The sequence below is a fragment of the Neptunicella plasticusilytica genome, assembly GCF_047922965.1.
Taxonomy (GTDB): Bacteria; Pseudomonadota; Gammaproteobacteria; order Enterobacterales; family Alteromonadaceae; genus Neptunicella; species Neptunicella plasticusilytica.
Window position 1 is genome coordinate 453,878 of record NZ_CP150481.1, and the last position, 16,312, is coordinate 470,189.

Below are 16,312 nucleotides of genomic sequence, written 5' to 3' on the forward strand. Positions count from 1 at the left end.
TCGCGCTCAAAAATTTCACCCAAGCAGGTAATAGAAAATGAGTCTAAGTAAAGTTCCCGCAGGTCAGAACCTGCCAGAAGAAGTCAATGTTATTATTGAAATCCCGGCTCACGCCGATCCGGTGAAATATGAAGTGGATAAAGATTCTGGTGCCATTTTTGTGGATCGCTTTATGGCCACTTGCATGCATTACCCAACTAACTATGGTTATGTGCCACATACTTTATCTGAAGACGGTGATCCGGTAGACGTGCTAGTCATGACTCCGTTCCCGTTATTGGCCGGTTCAGTGATTCGCTGCCGTCCGGTTGGCGTACTGAATATGACTGATGAATCCGGTACCGATGCGAAAATTCTGGCTGTGCCTGCAGACAAGTTGTCGACCATTTATCGCGGTATTACCGATGTCGATCAAACGCCAGAGTTACTGCGTAACCAGATTGAGCACTTCTTTGCCCATTACAAGGATTTGGAACCTAACAAGTGGGTTAAAATCGATGGCTGGGATAATGCCGCTGCCGCTAAAGCAGAAATTGTATCCAGCGTTGAGCGTTATAATAACAGCGAAGAAAAACCGGCATTCTAATTGCCAGTTATTTGCCGTTCGCCAGAAAAGGCCAGCCAGCAGGCTGGCCTTTTTGTTGTATTGTGGGACAATAAATCAAGTCGTTAAGAGTGAAAATACTATCCATGTCAGCTTTCCGCGCATTGCGCCATAATCCCCAGTACTTGTTGTTAGCCATGGCATTTGTGATGCCGCTAACGTTTTCGGTGTGGAATGCGTTACTGAATAACTTTGTGATTGAAAAAGCCCAGTTTGGCGGCGCGGAAATCGGTATTTTGCAGAGTTTGCGGGAAGTCCCGGGGTTCCTGGCCTTTACCGCTGTATTTGTTTTACTGGTCATCAAAGAGCAACATTTTGCACTAATTTCACTGGCCTTGATGTCGGTGGGAGTGGCCATAACCGGCTGGTTTCCGTTTGAAATAGGTTTGTATTGCACCACTGTTTTAATGTCGATCGGATTTCATTATTTCGAAACCGTTAACCAGTCGCTGACCTTGCAATGGTTAAGCAAAGAGGACAGCGCCCATTTTATGGGCAAGCAACTGGCGGTGAAAGGTTTTGCTTCCTTGTTGGCTTATGCGCTGATCTGGATCTTGATGGAAGGCTTGGCGATCAGTTACAACACTGTGTATATGTTGGCGGGTGGAGCGGGATTGATTATCTGTGTTTTGTTATGGGCTGTTTTCCCCCAATTTAAACAGCCTTCTACTCAGCACAAACAGTTATTAATGCGCAAGCGCTACTGGTTGTATTACTGCCTGACGTTTTTCAGTGGCGCCCGCAGACAAATTTTTGTGGTGTTTGCCGCGTTTATGATGGTCGAAAAGTTCGGTTATTCGGTGGGCGATATCAGTTTGTTGTTTATGATCAATTATGTATTCAATCTGCTATTTGCCCCGGCTATTGGTAAATGGATCAGCCGGATTGGTGAGCGTAACGCGTTGGTGATTGAATATGTGGGTCTGGCCATGCTCTTTAGTGGTTATGCTATCGTAGAAAATGCCATCCTGGCTGGCGCATTATTTGTTATCGATCATTTGTTCTTTGCCATGGCAATTGCAATGAAAACCTATTTGCAAAAAATTGCCGACCCCCGTGATATAGCGTCAACATCAGGCGTCAGTTTTACTATTAATCATATTGCAGCGGTCATTATCCCGGCGTTGTTAGGCATGGTATGGTTAACCTCTCCCGCGCTGGTGTTTATGATTGGTACCGGTTTTACCCTCTGTTCACTTGTGCTGGCACTTAATATTCCTCGTATCCCGATGCCGGGGGCTGAGGTAAGCTGTAATTTATTTGGCTGGGCGAATACCCCTGGTCTTGTGTTGAACCCGACCGAAGTGCAGATCTCAAAATGAAAAAACTACTATTACTTTGTTTGTTACCCATGTTGTGTATGGCTGAAACCAAGGAACTGTTCTGGGAAGATCTGGTGCCCAAGGATTATGTACAACCAGAACAGCAGGTTGATCACAACGCCAATAGCAGCAATGGTCAGCAATCTCAGCATGCCCCTGTGGTGGCGGAATACAACGGACTGGAAGTCAGAATTCCCGGCTTTGTGGTGCCACTGGAAGGTGATGAAAACAGTCTGACCGAGTTTTTACTGGTACCTTATTTTGGCGCTTGCATCCATGTTCCACCCCCACCGGCTAACCAGATAGTCCATGTGACCTTTGCCAAAGGGATTAAGATCGAAAATTTATATGATCCCATCTGGATTGTGGGTACTTTATCCACTCAACAATGGTCCGGAGATATTGCTACCGTAGGTTATAGCCTTGCGGGAACAGATGTTCTTCCTTACGACGGTTAATTTAAATCGCTGGCTGATCCGATAAGCAGGACAGAATTTTCATTCTGGATGAAACTTGACTAATATTGGTTTGCATAAAGCAAAGCGTTAAATATTAAAGGTTTTCTGTCGATATAAGAGGTTAATAATCTTTTATTTTTGTTATCAACATTGCCAATGTTGATACGCCAAAGCTCAACAGGCGCCATTAAATACGAAAGATTAGCTCCTTTTCAGCATAAGGATTGAAGTCCGAATGAATTTTATGTTGCGTATGTCTATTGCTCAGAAAATATTTCTGATCCCGATCATTGGTACTGTCAGTTTTATTATTTATCTCATCATTTCTACTCATACTTCGCTGAATAACGTCAGTTTACTGGAAGACGCAAAAAGTATTGAATTCCCTGCGTTGCAGACCAGTAATCAGGCGTTGGTGTTGATGGAGAAGGTGCGAGACACCCTAAGCAGTGCGGTGACTACCGGCGATGAGGAAGCATTGGGCAATGCCAAAATGTACGCAGAATCTACCCGTGATAACCTGAATCAGCTTAAATCGATTAATCCCAAGCTAAGCGCCGAAGCAAACCAGATCCTGAACAGTTTTGATGAATATTTCAATGTTGCTTATGGGGTATCCGAGTCGATGGTGAACAATACCGCTGATTTCTCCAAGATAGGTGAATTGTCAGCGCAGATGAATAGCGGTTTTGAACAGACGACGGTTAATTTGAAGAAATTTACCGCCGATAGATTGAGTGCTTTTGAAAACGCTATTCAGGACTCTAATGATGCTGCCAGTTCGGTCATTTATCTGGGCATTATTATGGGCGTAGTGACGACTTTTTTGTTGTTCGCAACAGCCATACCTATAGTGAAAGGTATTAAAGGCAGCATTGTACAAGTGGTTAATTCGTTGCGCGATATTGCCCAGGAAGACGGCGATTTGACTGTCAGGATCCAGACCAAAGCCGAAGATGAAATTGGCGAACTGGTAAAATGGTTCAACCAATTTATGGAGAAATTGCAAGGTGTGGTCCGGGATATTGTTAACACCACTTTACCGCTATCAAAATTGGCTCAGGATTTGAATCATTTGACCGACGAAACCAATCAGATTATTGATGTGCAACGACGTTCTGCCGACAGTGCCAAGCGAGCTGTGGATGACATGAGTACGTCCGTTGCCGCCGTGGCAGAAAGTGCCGCTGAGGCATCGAGTGCCGCCAGTGACGCATCCGGTGCGGCGATAGATGGTCAAAGTGTGGTGGATAGCACCGTGAGCAGTATTCAGAATCTGGCCGATAATGTCAAAGAAACCGGTGAAGTGATCCAGAAGCTGGAATCAGATTCCAATCAGGTGGGTGTGGTACTGGATGTGATCAAAGGCATTGCCGAGCAAACAAACTTGTTGGCCTTGAACGCGGCAATAGAAGCAGCCAGAGCGGGGGAGCAGGGACGTGGATTTGCCGTAGTAGCGGATGAAGTGCGTACTCTGGCATCGCGAACGCAAAAATCGACCGAAGAAATCCAGACCACAATTGAACAACTGCAAAATGCGGCCAGACTGGCCGTGTCGGCTATGGACAAGGGAATTGAACGGGCAGAAAAAAGTGTCGAAACCGCCAATAAAGCTGGCAGCAGCTTGTCGGCAATTACTGAAACTATCAGCCGTATTAGTCAGATGAACGACCAAATAGCGCGCTCGACCGAGGAACAACAAACTGTATCCCATACTATCGTTAGCCATGTTGATGAAATTAATCAGCGTACCGAAGAAACCTCCAGTAGTTCAGGGAAACTAGCCGAAGCCGGTGCCGAACTAGCTGAGTTGGCAAGCAGCCTTGAAGCCATTGCACGTCAGTTCAAGGTTTAAAAGCTAGAAACGATATTGAATCAGCATCATTATTTGTCGTTGTGTATGTTTGGCAGTCCAGTTACTCCACAATGCCCGGTTTTGGTTATCGCTGGTGATATGTAACCATTCGGCACCCACATTCCAGTTTTTATCCAGATCGTAACGCCAGGCGACAGTGACACTGTCACCGTTGCTATTATTCGGATCGGCAGGATTATTATCGGTCTCTTTGACATCAAATTTATCATAACGAACCGAAAAACGATGCTGTTGCCATTGGTAACTGCCTAATAGATACCAGGATGAGAAATCGGTATATACGCCTTTATCCCAACTACCCATACCAGTTTCACCCTTCATCCATTGCGCCAGTATGCGAAAGTCCGCATTGAACTTGTGCTGCAACGCGACGGAAGTAAAACGGTTTTCCCATGCGTATTGCCAGTTAGGTTCCGTTGTTAGCGGATCAGCATTGTTATCATAGTAATAAACCCGCAGGTCGGTACTTTGCAAGTATCGCCAGTTGATACCGACATAATAACCCCAGCGTCCATCTGTTTCTTCGGTGACTGTCAGGTAATCAGGGAAGGGCTTGTCAAATGCACCAAACTGGAAATAATCAGCGAAGTAGATCTTCTCGTTAAGCAGGGTCTGCCGGTTATGTACGGCCCAACCTCGCCAGGCTAACAGGGTGCCGGCCGGATCATTGGCTTTAAATACCGAGGCAACGGCGGTAAAACTGTGCGGGCTATGGTATTTTCTGCCAGAGCGGGTGACGGACCATTCGGCACCAATGGTCCGAATTTCCTCTGCAATCCAGGCGTTAATAGCGGAAAAACTGTAAGTGTAAGGGCTATTCCAGCCGGTATCGACATTTTCTAACGACATTGCCGGATAAAACATACCGATCTTTAGCTGGTGTTTTAAATCACGGCTTAATGGTGCGTAAGTGACAAAGGCTTCGGTTAAACCTATGTGGCTATCACCATCGGGGTAATAGTTGGCGACCAGTTGATAACTGATGTCACTGAATAGATCACCATTGGATTCAAGAGCAGCCTGTGAAAATTCAAATCGATCATCCCGATTAAAACGCAGAACGCCCACCCCTCCTTCCATCCAACTGTTGAGCCAGGATTTGTCGTATTGGGCATCGACGTAACCGCCTTCTATCAGGCCCTTTATTTCCGCTGCTTCAACCGTTGCTGTTGATATTAATGTACTTACAACAATAGCTAAGGTGAGTATTTTAGGCGACAAGTTGGGCATAGGCTCAGTAACCTGTTAGCTCATCGGTATCTTCATAATCGATCAAAGCAGGCTGCAACTCATCTTTGAGTATGAGTGTGGTGGTTGTATCCTGCTGTATCTGCACTAGTTTGGAAAAGCCCTTATCTGCTTGTTTGAGCAAGGGACTCCAGAATTTCAACTGATACTCACCGGCAGGGACGTTCAAAGTAACTTTACCCTGTTTATCGGTTTTACCAAACCAGGGGGTATCAACAACGTAGATATAGCCTAGCATCCAGTCATGAATGTTGCAGCCTAATGCGACCTCTCCGGTTTGCTCAAATTGTATCGATGACGCGCTACCACCGCTGTATAGTTTTAATTCAAAAGACTTGGCGTCAGAAAAAGAATAAACATGGTGTTTAATTGAATCGGAATTGGGAAAATTAACCCAGGCTGATTTTTGCACCACCAATATATGCGGTTTAAACTGCTTATCAATCTGATCCATAATTGCACTATGGTCTTTTGGTGCTGCTTTAACCGGCATATCCGTTTTATCAACGGGTTCCAGATATACCGCAATATTAGATAATGGCACCTCGTTGGAACTGTTCACCAATACTTCAATTCGAGTCGCATGAGCTTTGCAAGCAAAATAAAGGGTCGCTACCAGTAGTATGATAAAAACTGTTTGCCGCATATCGAAAGCCAATCCTTACTAGTTGTAGCGTGTTGATCTTGGCTGTGTACAAGAACGATTCAAAGCTAAATTAATTCAAAAGTTACTGATAACGCAAATATTTTTCCTACTTAACCGCAGTTGTAAATAGATTATTGATGCGCTATTAGCCCTTGTAGTTGCTGTTTTATAGCGGCGGGAATAGGTGCAGATTTTTGACTTTGATAGTCAAAATGGACCATCGTAGTATGGCCTTCGGCACAGAGTTTATTGTTTTGCCAGACTTGCTGGTACACCTCGAATGAACTATTCCCCAAGCGGCTGATAGCGGTTTTTATTTCGACTTCCTGGCCGTAAAAAATCTGTGCTATAAAATCGACTTTATAACTGGCCAAAATCAGGGGCCAGTTATCCAGATCGAGTTCGTCATTAAAAAGTTTAAATAAAGGCTCGCGAGCCGCTTCAAACCACCCTACCAAAACGGTGTTGCTGACATGCTTAAGTGCATCTGTTTCGTAAAAACGCACTTTAAAATGCTCCGAAAGCATGGCTACTCCTTAATGTCTTAGCGAGACTGGTTAAGTAATGGTTTTAGAAAACGGGCAGTATGCGATTGCGCCATTTCGGCCAATTGTTCCGGTGTACCTTCGGCAATAATCTGTCCTCCACCGGAACCACCTTCCGGTCCCAGATCGACAATCCAGTCAGCGGTTTTAATCACATCCAGATTATGTTCGATCACCACCATAGTATTACCGTGATCACGCAAGCGATGCAGTACTTCAAGCAACTGCTTGATATCCTGAAAATGCAGGCCGGTTGTTGGCTCATCCAGAATATACAAGGTCTGGCCGGTATCCCGCTTGGATAACTCCTTGGCCAGCTTCACACGTTGGGCTTCACCGCCAGACAGAGTGGTTGCAGCCTGGCCAAGGCGAATATATGACAGACCTACATCCATCAAGGTTTGCAACTTACGTGAAATTGCGGGTATGACATCGAAGAACTGGCGGGCGTCTTCTACCGTCATTTCCAGTACTTGATGAATATTCTTGCCCTTATACTGTATTTCCAGTGTTTCGCGATTGTAACGCTTGCTTTTACATACATCACAAGGGACGTATACATCGGGCAGGAAATGCATCTCTACTTTAATTACACCGTCACCCTGACAGGCCTCACAGCGTCCGCCTTTAACATTAAAACTGAAACGTCCCGGTTTGTAACCGCGTGAACGGGCTTCCTGAGTGCCGGAAAATAGCTCCCGAATTGGGGTGAAAATACCCGCGTAGGTGGCGGGATTGGAGCGTGGGGTGCGGCCAATCGGACTTTGATCGATATCGACGACTTTATCCAATTTTTCCAGCCCGCTAATAGACTGGTGCGGTGCTGGTTCACCGGTGGTAGCACCATTGAGATCGCGATGAGCAATTTTATAGAAAGTATCGTTAATCAGGGTTGATTTACCTGATCCTGACACACCGGTAACACAGGTCATTAAACCAATCGGCACGCGTAAATCAGCGTTTTGCAGATTGTTACCTGTTGCGCCTTTAAGTTCGATCCAGCCTTGCTCGCTAATTGGTGTGCGTACGGCAGGTACTTGCACTTTTTCTACGCCACTTAGAAACTTGCCGGTTAATGAGGCAGGATTGTTTTTTATATCATCCAGATTACCTTGCGCGACAATCTCGCCGCCATGCACACCGGCGCCTGGGCCAATATCGACAATATGATCGGCGGCGCGGATCGCATCTTCATCATGCTCCACTACGATAACGGTATTGCCCAAATCACGCAGATGATTCAGCGTTGTCAATAAGCGTTCGTTATCACGCTGGTGCAATCCAATTGAAGGTTCATCCAATACATACAAGACGCCTACCAGACCTGCACCAATCTGACTGGCAAGACGAATACGTTGTGCTTCACCGCCGGATAAGGTATCGGCGCTGCGGGACATGGACAGATAATTTAACCCCACATTGACCAAAAAGCTTAATCGGTCGTTAATTTCTTTAAGAATTTTCTCGGCAATTTGTGCCCGCTTGCCGGTTAGTTCGATTTGGTTGAAAAATGTCAGTGCGTCGGCAATCGACATATCAGCGACAGCCGGTAGTGTGGTTTCAGTAACAAACACATTACGCGCTTCTTCACGCAGTCTTGTTCCGCCACAGCTATGGCATGGCTGTTGGCTAAGATACTTGGCTAGTTCGTCTCGCACCGCGTTGGACTCGGTTTCCTTATAACGCCGCTGCATATTGGGGATGATCCCCTCAAAGGGATGCTTGCGTTCTATGACATCGCCACGATCATTGATGTATTTGAATTTAATCGATGTCCCCTTGCTGCCAAATAACACCAAATCCTGAGCTTTTTTATCCATCTGCGCAAAAGGTTGTGACAGGTCGAATTGATAATGTTCGGCTACGGCTTGCAACATCTGAAAATAGTAAAAGCTGCGTTTGTCCCAGCCACGGATTGCACCGCCAGACAAACTGAGTTCGTCGTTAGTAATAATGCGTTGTGGATCGAAAAACTGGCTGGTTCCCAAACCGTCACAACTTTGGCAGGCGCCGGCGGGGTTGTTGAACGAGAACAGTCGAGGTTCCAGTTCCGTCATGCTATAGCCGCAATGGGGGCAAGCAAAATTGGACGAGAAAACCATTTCATCTTTTTGCGGTTCATCCATCCAGGCCACTCTGGCGGTACCCGCGGACAAATTCAGGGCGGTTTCGAAAGACTCCGCCAGCCGCAGTTGGATATCCTCACGTACTTTAAAACGATCAACCACAACATCAATGCTGTGCTTTTTATGCAAGTCCAGTGGGGGAGGATCAGACAGATCACAAATCTCGCCGTCAATCCTGGCGCGGATAAAGCCTTGCGCCGCCAAATTTTCCAGCGTTTTAATATGTTCGCCCTTACGATCCTGCACAATAGGTGCTAGTAGCATAAGCTTGCTGTCAGCCGGCAGGGCTAACACCCGGTCGACCATTTGACTAACAGTTTGCGCATCCAGTGGTACTTTGTGTTCCGGACAACGTGGCTCACCAACACGGGCAAACAGCAAACGTAAATAATCGTAGATTTCGGTAATGGTGCCCACAGTGGAGCGGGGATTATGCGATGTGGATTTTTGTTCAATCGAAATGGCCGGCGAAAGCCCTTCAATATGATCTACATCGGGTTTTTCCATCATCGACAAGAATTGTCTGGCGTAGGTGGATAAGGATTCAACGTAACGGCGTTGACCTTCTGCATATAAGGTATCAAAGGCCAGAGATGATTTGCCTGAGCCAGATAACCCGGTGATGACAATCAATTTATCACGAGGTAGATCGAGGCTGATGTTCTTTAGATTGTGGGTGCGGGCACCGCGAACTTCTATTTTATCCATAACGCCTTGAATAGCCGAAAAGTGAAAAGATCCAGTATCGCATACTCAACCAGATCAATTCTATTAAACAAATCCATCTGTGCATAAATGAACAAGAATAATAACTGGCAAATTTACTGCTTATTGACGGATACAAACACAGCAAACCATTTTACGATAATTTAACGGTTGCTAGCGGGTAAGATGGTTTTGGCGTTTGTATGAATATGCTAAAATTCGCGACCTTTCCAATTGCATTTGATAAACCGTTGAATAAATTAGAAATAAAAGCCGCCATATCACTCGCCTCCATTTACGTTTTACGGATGTTGGGGTTGTTTATGGTGATGCCGGTGATCGCCGTATTGGGTCAGAATTTTGCGGATTATTCTCCCATGTTGGTGGGATTGGCTATTGGTGGTTACGGATTGACTCAGGCTGTGTTGCAGATTCCGATGGGAATGCTGTCAGATCGAATCGGACGCAAACCAGTTATTATTGGCGGTCTTATTATGTTTGTGCTGGGTAGCTGGATTGCTGGCAGTGCCGAATCTCTGACCTGGGTAGTGATTGGCAGGGTTATTCAGGGAGCCGGGGCTATTGCAGGTGCGGTGATGGCATTGGCCGGTGATGTTAGCCGAGATAGCCAGCGTAGCAAAATGATGGCTGTAATTGGTATTTCTATTGGTTTCTCATTTTATCTGGCGGTCATTCTTGGCCCCATTATTACCAGCGAATTTGGCTTAAGTGGTATTTTTCACCTGACGGCAATATTAGGCATATTGGCTATTCCTCTGGTGTATTTTGTGGTGCCGGATGCCATCAATATGGCGCCGAGCCGTGATACCTTACCCATTCTGTCTGATCTTAAATCACTTGTTTCAGACAAGCAGCTTATCCGCCTCAATATCAGCGTGTTGTTATTGCATATGATGATTACACTGTTGTTTACTCAACTGCCTGGATTAATTAGTAAAGCCGGTTGGCCTTTGTCCAAACATTGGGAATTGTATTTACCGATCCTTATTTTGTCGGTGGCCGGTTTAGGTATTCTGATGAGTTTGAGTAAAAGATTGCAGCCGGGACAGCCGCTGCAACTGGCAATTGTTTTGCTGGCGCTATCCTTCGCCGGCTTTGTCTGGTTAGACTTACCTCTTTCAGTACTGATGGGATTGGGGCTATTGTTTTTTATTGGCTTTAATTTTTTAGAAGCTAATTTTCCGTCACTGGTTTCCAGTATTGCACCTGCCGGTAAAAAAGGCTCGGCAATGGGGATTTATGCCAGCTTCCAGTTTTTTGGTGCATTTTTAGGTGGCACCTTGGCCGGCATTATCAATCAGGAGCTAAGTGGTCAGGTGGTATTTGCTCTGGCGTTACTAGTTTGTATATTGTGGTTACCTTTATTGACAGGATTGAATGGATCAGGACACCTAAAACGTTATACACTTACGTTGAATCTGGAGCAGGAAACGGCTCAGCAAATCGCCCGAAAATTAACCGCCTTAAGCGGCGTACAAGACGTCACAATAATCCTTGAAGAGCAGACCGCTTATCTTAAAGTCGAGGATCAAAAATTTAACTTGCAGCAAGCCAGACAGATAGCTGGTGAACCATAATAATCAGGAGCAGACATGGCAAGTCGTGGAATTAATAAAGTCATTTTGGTAGGTAATCTCGGCCAGGATCCCGAGGTTCGATATACCCCAAATGGCAAAGCGGTGGCTAACCTAACGCTGGCGACATCGGAAAGCTGGAAAGACCAAAGCGGCCAAATTCAGGAAAAGACCGAGTGGCACCGCGTATCTATGTTTGGCAAGTTGGCCGAAATTGCCGGTGAATACCTGAAAAAAGGTAGCCAAGTTTATATTGAAGGTAAATTACAAACTCGCAAATGGCAAGATCAGCAAGGTCAGGATCGTTACACTACCGAAATCGTGCTGGATCCTTTTAACGGCGTGATGCAAATGTTGGGTGGCGGTAGTGGCCGTAGTCAGTCTGAAGGCGGTGGTTATCAACAGAATCAGCAGCGTCAGCAGCCACAACAGAACCCGCAAGCACAATATCAGCAGTACCCGAATCAGGGAGGGGGGCAAGCGCAGCAAAGTCGTCCACAAAATCCTCCGGCGCAGCAGAATACGCCGCCAATGGCTGAGCCTGATTTTGATTTTGACGATGATATTCCGTTCTAGGCTGGTACGCTTTGCAAATACTCGATATAAAATATAAAGCCCTGTTTTGCAGGGTTTTTTATTGGTAAACAGAGGTTAGTCGAAGCAATATCGATTAACAAAGAATAGGGAAAACAGTATGGCCGTCAAAGAAATTAATCACCCGCTGGTTCAGCACAAATTAGGATTAATGCGTGAGGCTGGTATCAGTAGTAAAAACTTTCGGGCGTTGGCCAGCGAAGTGGGTAACCTGCTAACCTATGAGGCCACCCGCGAGCTGGAAACAGAGACCGTTAGTATCAACGGCTGGCAAGGCAAACCAATTTCGGTAAAAAAGATCAAAGGTAAAAAAATCACCATTGTGCCTATTTTGCGCGCAGGTCTAGGCATGCTGGATGGAGTTATGCAATTAATTCCCAGTGCCAGGGTCAGTGTGGTTGGCCTTTACCGGAATGAAGAAACACTGCAACCCGTGGCATACTTTGACAAGGTGGTTAAAGATGTTGAAGAGCGTACGGCGTTAATTGTCGATCCGATGTTGGCCACAGGTGGTACTCTGATTGCTACTATCGACCTGCTTAAACAAAAGGGTTGCAAGCATATTATGGGATTGTTTTTAGTCTCGGCGCCAGAAGGTATTGCCGCGGTGACTAGACTGCATCCCGATGTCGATATCTATACCGCGGCTATTGATGAGAGATTGAATGACCAGGGTTATATACTGCCTGGCCTGGGCGATGCTGGTGATAAAATATTTGGTACCCGTTAACAGAAAACGACGCCGCGATTTGTGGGCGTGGAGCTAACAATAAAAACATGTCCGCGCAGAGGGCTGAAGTCGCCAGGAAAAGGAAAAACACAATATAATTCATTTTTCCTTTGTGATTTCTGCGCCTTGACGTAATTAATATTGTTAGCCTTTAACTTTCCAGTGTACTGTTTTGCCCGCGTAGAATGGCACGATATCATCGCCGCCGGGTAGTTTAATTTGCGCCGGTACCTGCCAGTCTTCCTTTACCAGCGTAATAGTCCCGTTATTTCGCGGTAGTCCATAAAAATCAGCTCCATGATGGCTGGCAAAGGCTTCTAATTTATCGAGCACATTTAATTCATCAAACACTTGCGTATACAATTCAATAGCACTCCAGGCGCTATAGCATCCTGCACAGCCACAAGCTGACTCTTTACGGTGTTTCTCATGTGGTGCTGAGTCGGTACCTAAAAAGAATTTCGCAGAGCCGCTTTGGACCACATCCAGCAAACGCTGCTGATGAGTTTGACGTTTTAATACTGGTAGGCAGTAATTATGCGGTCTTATTCCTCCAACCAGCAAATCGTTACGATTCAGCATTAAATGCTGTGGAGTAATAGTCGCGGCAACTTTGTCTGAACTTTCAAGCACGAAATCAGCTGCGTCGGCTGTTGTGATGTGCTCAAACACAACTTTCAAATTGGGATGCCGAGTGACGATGTTGCTCAGGTTTTGTTCGATGAAAACTTTTTCACGATCAAAAATATCGATGTGCTGTTCGGTGACTTCTCCATGCACCAGTAACAACAACCCCAACTCTTCCATCTTCTCGAATACAGGCGTCATGGCCGCTAAATTGGTAACGGCGGCATCCGAATTGGTGGTCGCGCCAGCTGGATATAGTTTGGCTGCGACTACTCCGGCGGACTTTGCTGCTTCAATATCAGCTTCGCTGGTACTGTTAGTTAGATAAATTGTCATCAGTGGCTCAAATGATGAGCCTTGGGGACGGGCCGCCAAAATACGTTGCTGATACTTCACTGCCATCTCGGCGGTCGTAATGGGAGGAACCAGATTGGGCATCACAATAGCGCGTTGAAAACAGCGGGCGGTTGCCGGAACTGTTTCAAGTAACATATCGTTGTCACGAAAATGAAGATGCCAGTCGTCTGGTGTTTGAATCGTAATTTCGCTCATGCTGCCCCCATTAATTTCAGGACAGGGATTGTAGTGTCACCTGAGATGACAAGCAACCGCTTATGCGTTGACGGCCCTGGCTGTCATAATATTTGGCATCTGTTGTTCTATCCGTTCCAGCATCTGTTCAAATTGTACGGGCAGATTATCCATAAAATGCTGGGCATCAATATAACAAGGCTGGCGTAATCCTTTGTGAGCGACATAGCTGCCGATAGGCTCAATTCTTAATCCTACCATTCGCATACTACGCACCAATTTCGGTTCCGATAGTAAGTATACATGGGGCCGTCCACTATCTGCAGCATGCTTTAGTGAACTGAGATAGAGATGAAGATTGATATAGGGATAGGTTGATTGCTCCAAACTGATGCCGGTTAAATTCCTGTCTTTTATCGGGTGAAAAGCTTTATCAACGGTTAATCTTGATATTTCACATATATGTTGTCTGGGGAAATTGCCGGGATGTAATGCTCCTTCATATAATTTCTGGCAACTTAACAACTCTACAGGTAAACAATCGCTGTTTTCATGACAGTTTATGATACGGGTACAGCCAACTGTTTCATTGCTGGTATCATGAACTATGGATATATAATCTGATCTCAAATCAAATTCGTCTTGCTCTTGTTCAGTTGCATTAACTGGCTCGTAGCCGAGTGTTTCACAATATACTTTGTGACGTAGGCGATATACATCAGTGCTTTTTTGCGGGTCTTGTTGATAATTGAACCCTGATTCTAGCGAGAAGTAATCGAAAAAACGCCGAATATGTGGATTCAGCGCGATAGGTTGTGTGGCGTGTTTATTAGTTTCTTTTAATATTATCGAATTATTGGCTAACTGCATCAGCTGTTTCGTTACCGTTTTATTTATACGTTATAATTTCAACACCAAAATACAGGTGCCAGCGAGCCTTTCCATAGCGTATTTAATCTATCTGGGTACTGACATTTATGCTTTCAATACATCGATGAACCGCTATGGGTAATCAAACATCGTGCCACTGTATTTTTCTGCATATAAAACAAAGAATTAAAGCATTGCCGCTGGTTATCTCCAACCAAACGTTAATTTAAACTGTCTGCAAAAGCCGACACCTCATCGCTGAGAATAAAAAAACTATATTTTTCAGTTATATAAGCCGTATCAAATTAGATACATTTATTTAACATATGTTTCTATATGGCTGTCATTGCTGAATTTCAACTGTATTCTTGCCTTTTTCTTTTGCTTGATATAATGCCCTATCGGCATTTACAAAAACAGTATCAAGTGAATCGCCGTCTTTAAAGAAAGAGACACCAATGCTACAGGTCATTTTGCCAACCGGTTCGATATGATGACTTGCTACGGCTTTGCAAATTCGTTTAGCTAATGCTGTGGCATCGTTTAAAACGGTATCCGGTAACAGGATGATAAACTCCTCGCCTCCCCAACGTCCTACTACGTCAATACTGCGAACCTGTTTTTTCAAAATTTGAGCGGTTTCAATTAATACCCGATCACCCACACTGTGGCCATAAGTATCATTAACGGATTTAAAATTATCCATATCAATTAATATTAAACATAGACTGGTGTTATGCCGGATTGAACGATTAAGCTCCCTTAAAACTGAGTCTTCAAAAAAATTCCGGTTAACCAGCGCAGTTAACGAATCATGAGTGGACAAATACTCCAGTTTCTTGTTACGTTTTCTGAGTTGATCTTGTAACTTGGTTAGCTCCTGATTCTTCAAATCCAGTTCGAAGTTTTTAGAGTCCAAAGTTACACTATGCATAGCCAAGGTATAGTACCTGTAAGCCAGTAGTAGCAAAGTGGTCAGACCTAATACAATCCAAATCCATACATCGGCTAACCCTACGCCTTCGTTGTAAGAAACAATTCCCCAACGCCTCAATATTTCGTCGCGTTGAGTATTGTCAATTGACGCGATGGTTTTTTCCATAATGTCGTGTAACAGGGGTTCTTCGGGACTAATGCCCACCCTGAGCTTATCGTAAAGATTAGGGGCGCCGGTGATAATTAAATTGGATAATTGAAGACTTTCTATTTGCTGGATCACAAAAAGTAACGACCCGGCCATGGCATGAACATGACCTCTTGAAACCAACTTGATTGCTTCCCTTTCCGAGTCGACTAACACCAGAGTAATATCCGGATAATCCCGCGAAATAATTTCCTGATATCGATAACCACTGGTGATGGCTAAGGTTTTACCATTTAAATCGCTCAGGGTTTTAATATCTCCGTTGCCCTTTAAAGAAACCAGTGCGGCAGGCGCATTGACATAAACGGATGTAAAATCAATATACTTTTCTCGCTCAACACTGGCGTTAAGCATGGGGATCATGTCGCATTTCTTTTGCGCCAGCGCACTCAATGTTTCGAGCCATGATGAGGTGGGAACTAAGGTAAATTCTATACCTAGCCGCTGGCGGAAAATGGCGATGTAGTCTGCCGATAATCCTATGTGCTGACCGTCTACGATGCCCTCTATGGGTAACCAGTCAGGGTCGATACAATAATTGATATTCTGGTGTTGACCAAGGTAGTTCTGTTCCTCTTGGTTAAGAGTAATTTCCTGCGCCAGCAGTATGGAAGATGGCAAACAACAGCCCATCAACAAACTGATAGATAAGGTTGTAACTTTATTCATGGTCAAAATGTTCAACGCATAT

14 protein-coding genes are annotated in these 16,312 nt (G+C 45.0%); 7 read left to right on the top strand and 7 right to left on the bottom strand.

The window, feature by feature from the left end; genetic code table 11:
* The first annotated feature begins 37 nt into the window (after positions 1–37).
* The 4 genes from ppa to V1467_RS02215 all read left to right on the top strand — a co-directional run bounded on the left by ppa (position 38) and on the right by V1467_RS02215 (position 4,239).
* Positions 38–586: an inorganic diphosphatase gene (gene ppa, locus V1467_RS02200; RefSeq protein ID WP_416307168.1), complete on the top strand. Its 549-nt coding sequence runs from the start codon at positions 38–40 to the stop codon at positions 584–586.
* A gap of 104 nt (positions 587–690) precedes the next feature.
* The gene (locus V1467_RS02205; protein ID WP_416308634.1) at positions 691–1,926 is read left to right on the top strand and encodes an MFS transporter; all 1,236 of its coding nucleotides are present in this window, start codon (positions 691–693) and stop codon (positions 1,924–1,926) included.
* Complete coding sequence (locus V1467_RS02210) at positions 1,923–2,384, top strand: DUF3299 domain-containing protein (protein WP_416307169.1); 462 nt, start codon at positions 1,923–1,925, stop codon at positions 2,382–2,384. Before V1467_RS02205 ends, V1467_RS02210 begins: the two co-directional genes overlap by 4 nt.
* A 235-nt stretch (positions 2,385–2,619) precedes the next feature.
* Complete coding sequence (locus V1467_RS02215) at positions 2,620–4,239, top strand: methyl-accepting chemotaxis protein (protein WP_416307170.1); 1,620 nt, start codon at positions 2,620–2,622, stop codon at positions 4,237–4,239.
* Positions 4,240–4,242: 3 nt separating this feature from the next.
* Here V1467_RS02215 and V1467_RS02220 read toward each other — a convergent pair whose 3' ends face one another.
* From V1467_RS02220 to uvrA, 4 genes are all read right to left on the bottom strand, one after another.
* Positions 4,243–5,490: a hypothetical protein gene (locus V1467_RS02220; RefSeq protein ID WP_416307171.1), complete on the bottom strand. Its 1,248-nt coding sequence runs from the start codon at positions 5,488–5,490 to the stop codon at positions 4,243–4,245.
* A gap of 4 nt (positions 5,491–5,494) precedes the next feature.
* Positions 5,495–6,154, bottom strand: coding sequence for a methylamine utilization protein (locus V1467_RS02225; RefSeq protein ID WP_416307172.1), 660 nt, complete (start codon positions 6,152–6,154; stop codon positions 5,495–5,497).
* A 131-nt stretch (positions 6,155–6,285) separates the two neighbouring features.
* Entirely contained in the window at positions 6,286–6,681 is a 396-nt protein-coding gene (locus V1467_RS02230) for an acyl-CoA thioesterase (protein ID WP_416307173.1), read from the bottom strand.
* 17 nt (positions 6,682–6,698) lie between these two features.
* Positions 6,699–9,533, bottom strand: a complete 2,835-nt coding sequence (uvrA, locus tag V1467_RS02235) for an excinuclease ABC subunit UvrA (protein WP_416307174.1) — start codon at positions 9,531–9,533, stop codon at positions 6,699–6,701.
* 248 nt (positions 9,534–9,781) lie between these two features.
* Between uvrA and V1467_RS02240 the strand changes: the two genes are divergently transcribed.
* The 3 genes from V1467_RS02240 to upp all read left to right on the top strand — a co-directional run bounded on the left by V1467_RS02240 (position 9,782) and on the right by upp (position 12,449).
* The gene (locus tag V1467_RS02240; protein ID WP_416308635.1) at positions 9,782–11,128 is read left to right on the top strand and encodes an MFS transporter; all 1,347 of its coding nucleotides are present in this window, start codon (positions 9,782–9,784) and stop codon (positions 11,126–11,128) included.
* A gap of 15 nt (positions 11,129–11,143) precedes the next feature.
* Entirely contained in the window at positions 11,144–11,701 is a 558-nt protein-coding gene (gene ssb, locus V1467_RS02245) for a single-stranded DNA-binding protein (RefSeq protein ID WP_416307175.1), read from the top strand.
* Positions 11,702–11,819: 118 nt separating this feature from the next.
* Positions 11,820–12,449, top strand: a complete 630-nt coding sequence (upp, locus tag V1467_RS02250; protein ID WP_416307176.1) for a uracil phosphoribosyltransferase — start codon at positions 11,820–11,822, stop codon at positions 12,447–12,449.
* A gap of 144 nt (positions 12,450–12,593) precedes the next feature.
* Here upp and pyrC read toward each other — a convergent pair whose 3' ends face one another.
* The 3 genes from pyrC to V1467_RS02265 all read right to left on the bottom strand — a co-directional run bounded on the left by pyrC (position 12,594) and on the right by V1467_RS02265 (position 16,290).
* Positions 12,594–13,628, bottom strand: coding sequence for a dihydroorotase (pyrC, locus tag V1467_RS02255; RefSeq protein ID WP_416307177.1), 1,035 nt, complete (start codon positions 13,626–13,628; stop codon positions 12,594–12,596).
* Between the two features lie 60 nt (positions 13,629–13,688).
* Positions 13,689–14,477 carry a PEP-CTERM/exosortase system-associated acyltransferase gene (locus tag V1467_RS02260; RefSeq protein WP_416307178.1) on the bottom strand — a complete coding sequence of 263 codons (789 nt, stop codon included), beginning with the start codon at positions 14,475–14,477 and terminating at the stop codon, positions 13,689–13,691.
* 343 nt (positions 14,478–14,820) lie between these two features.
* On the bottom strand, positions 14,821–16,290 hold the full coding sequence (locus V1467_RS02265) for a diguanylate cyclase (RefSeq protein ID WP_416307179.1): 1,470 nt from the start codon (positions 16,288–16,290) through the stop codon (positions 14,821–14,823).
* Between the last annotated feature and the right edge of the window lie 22 nt (positions 16,291–16,312).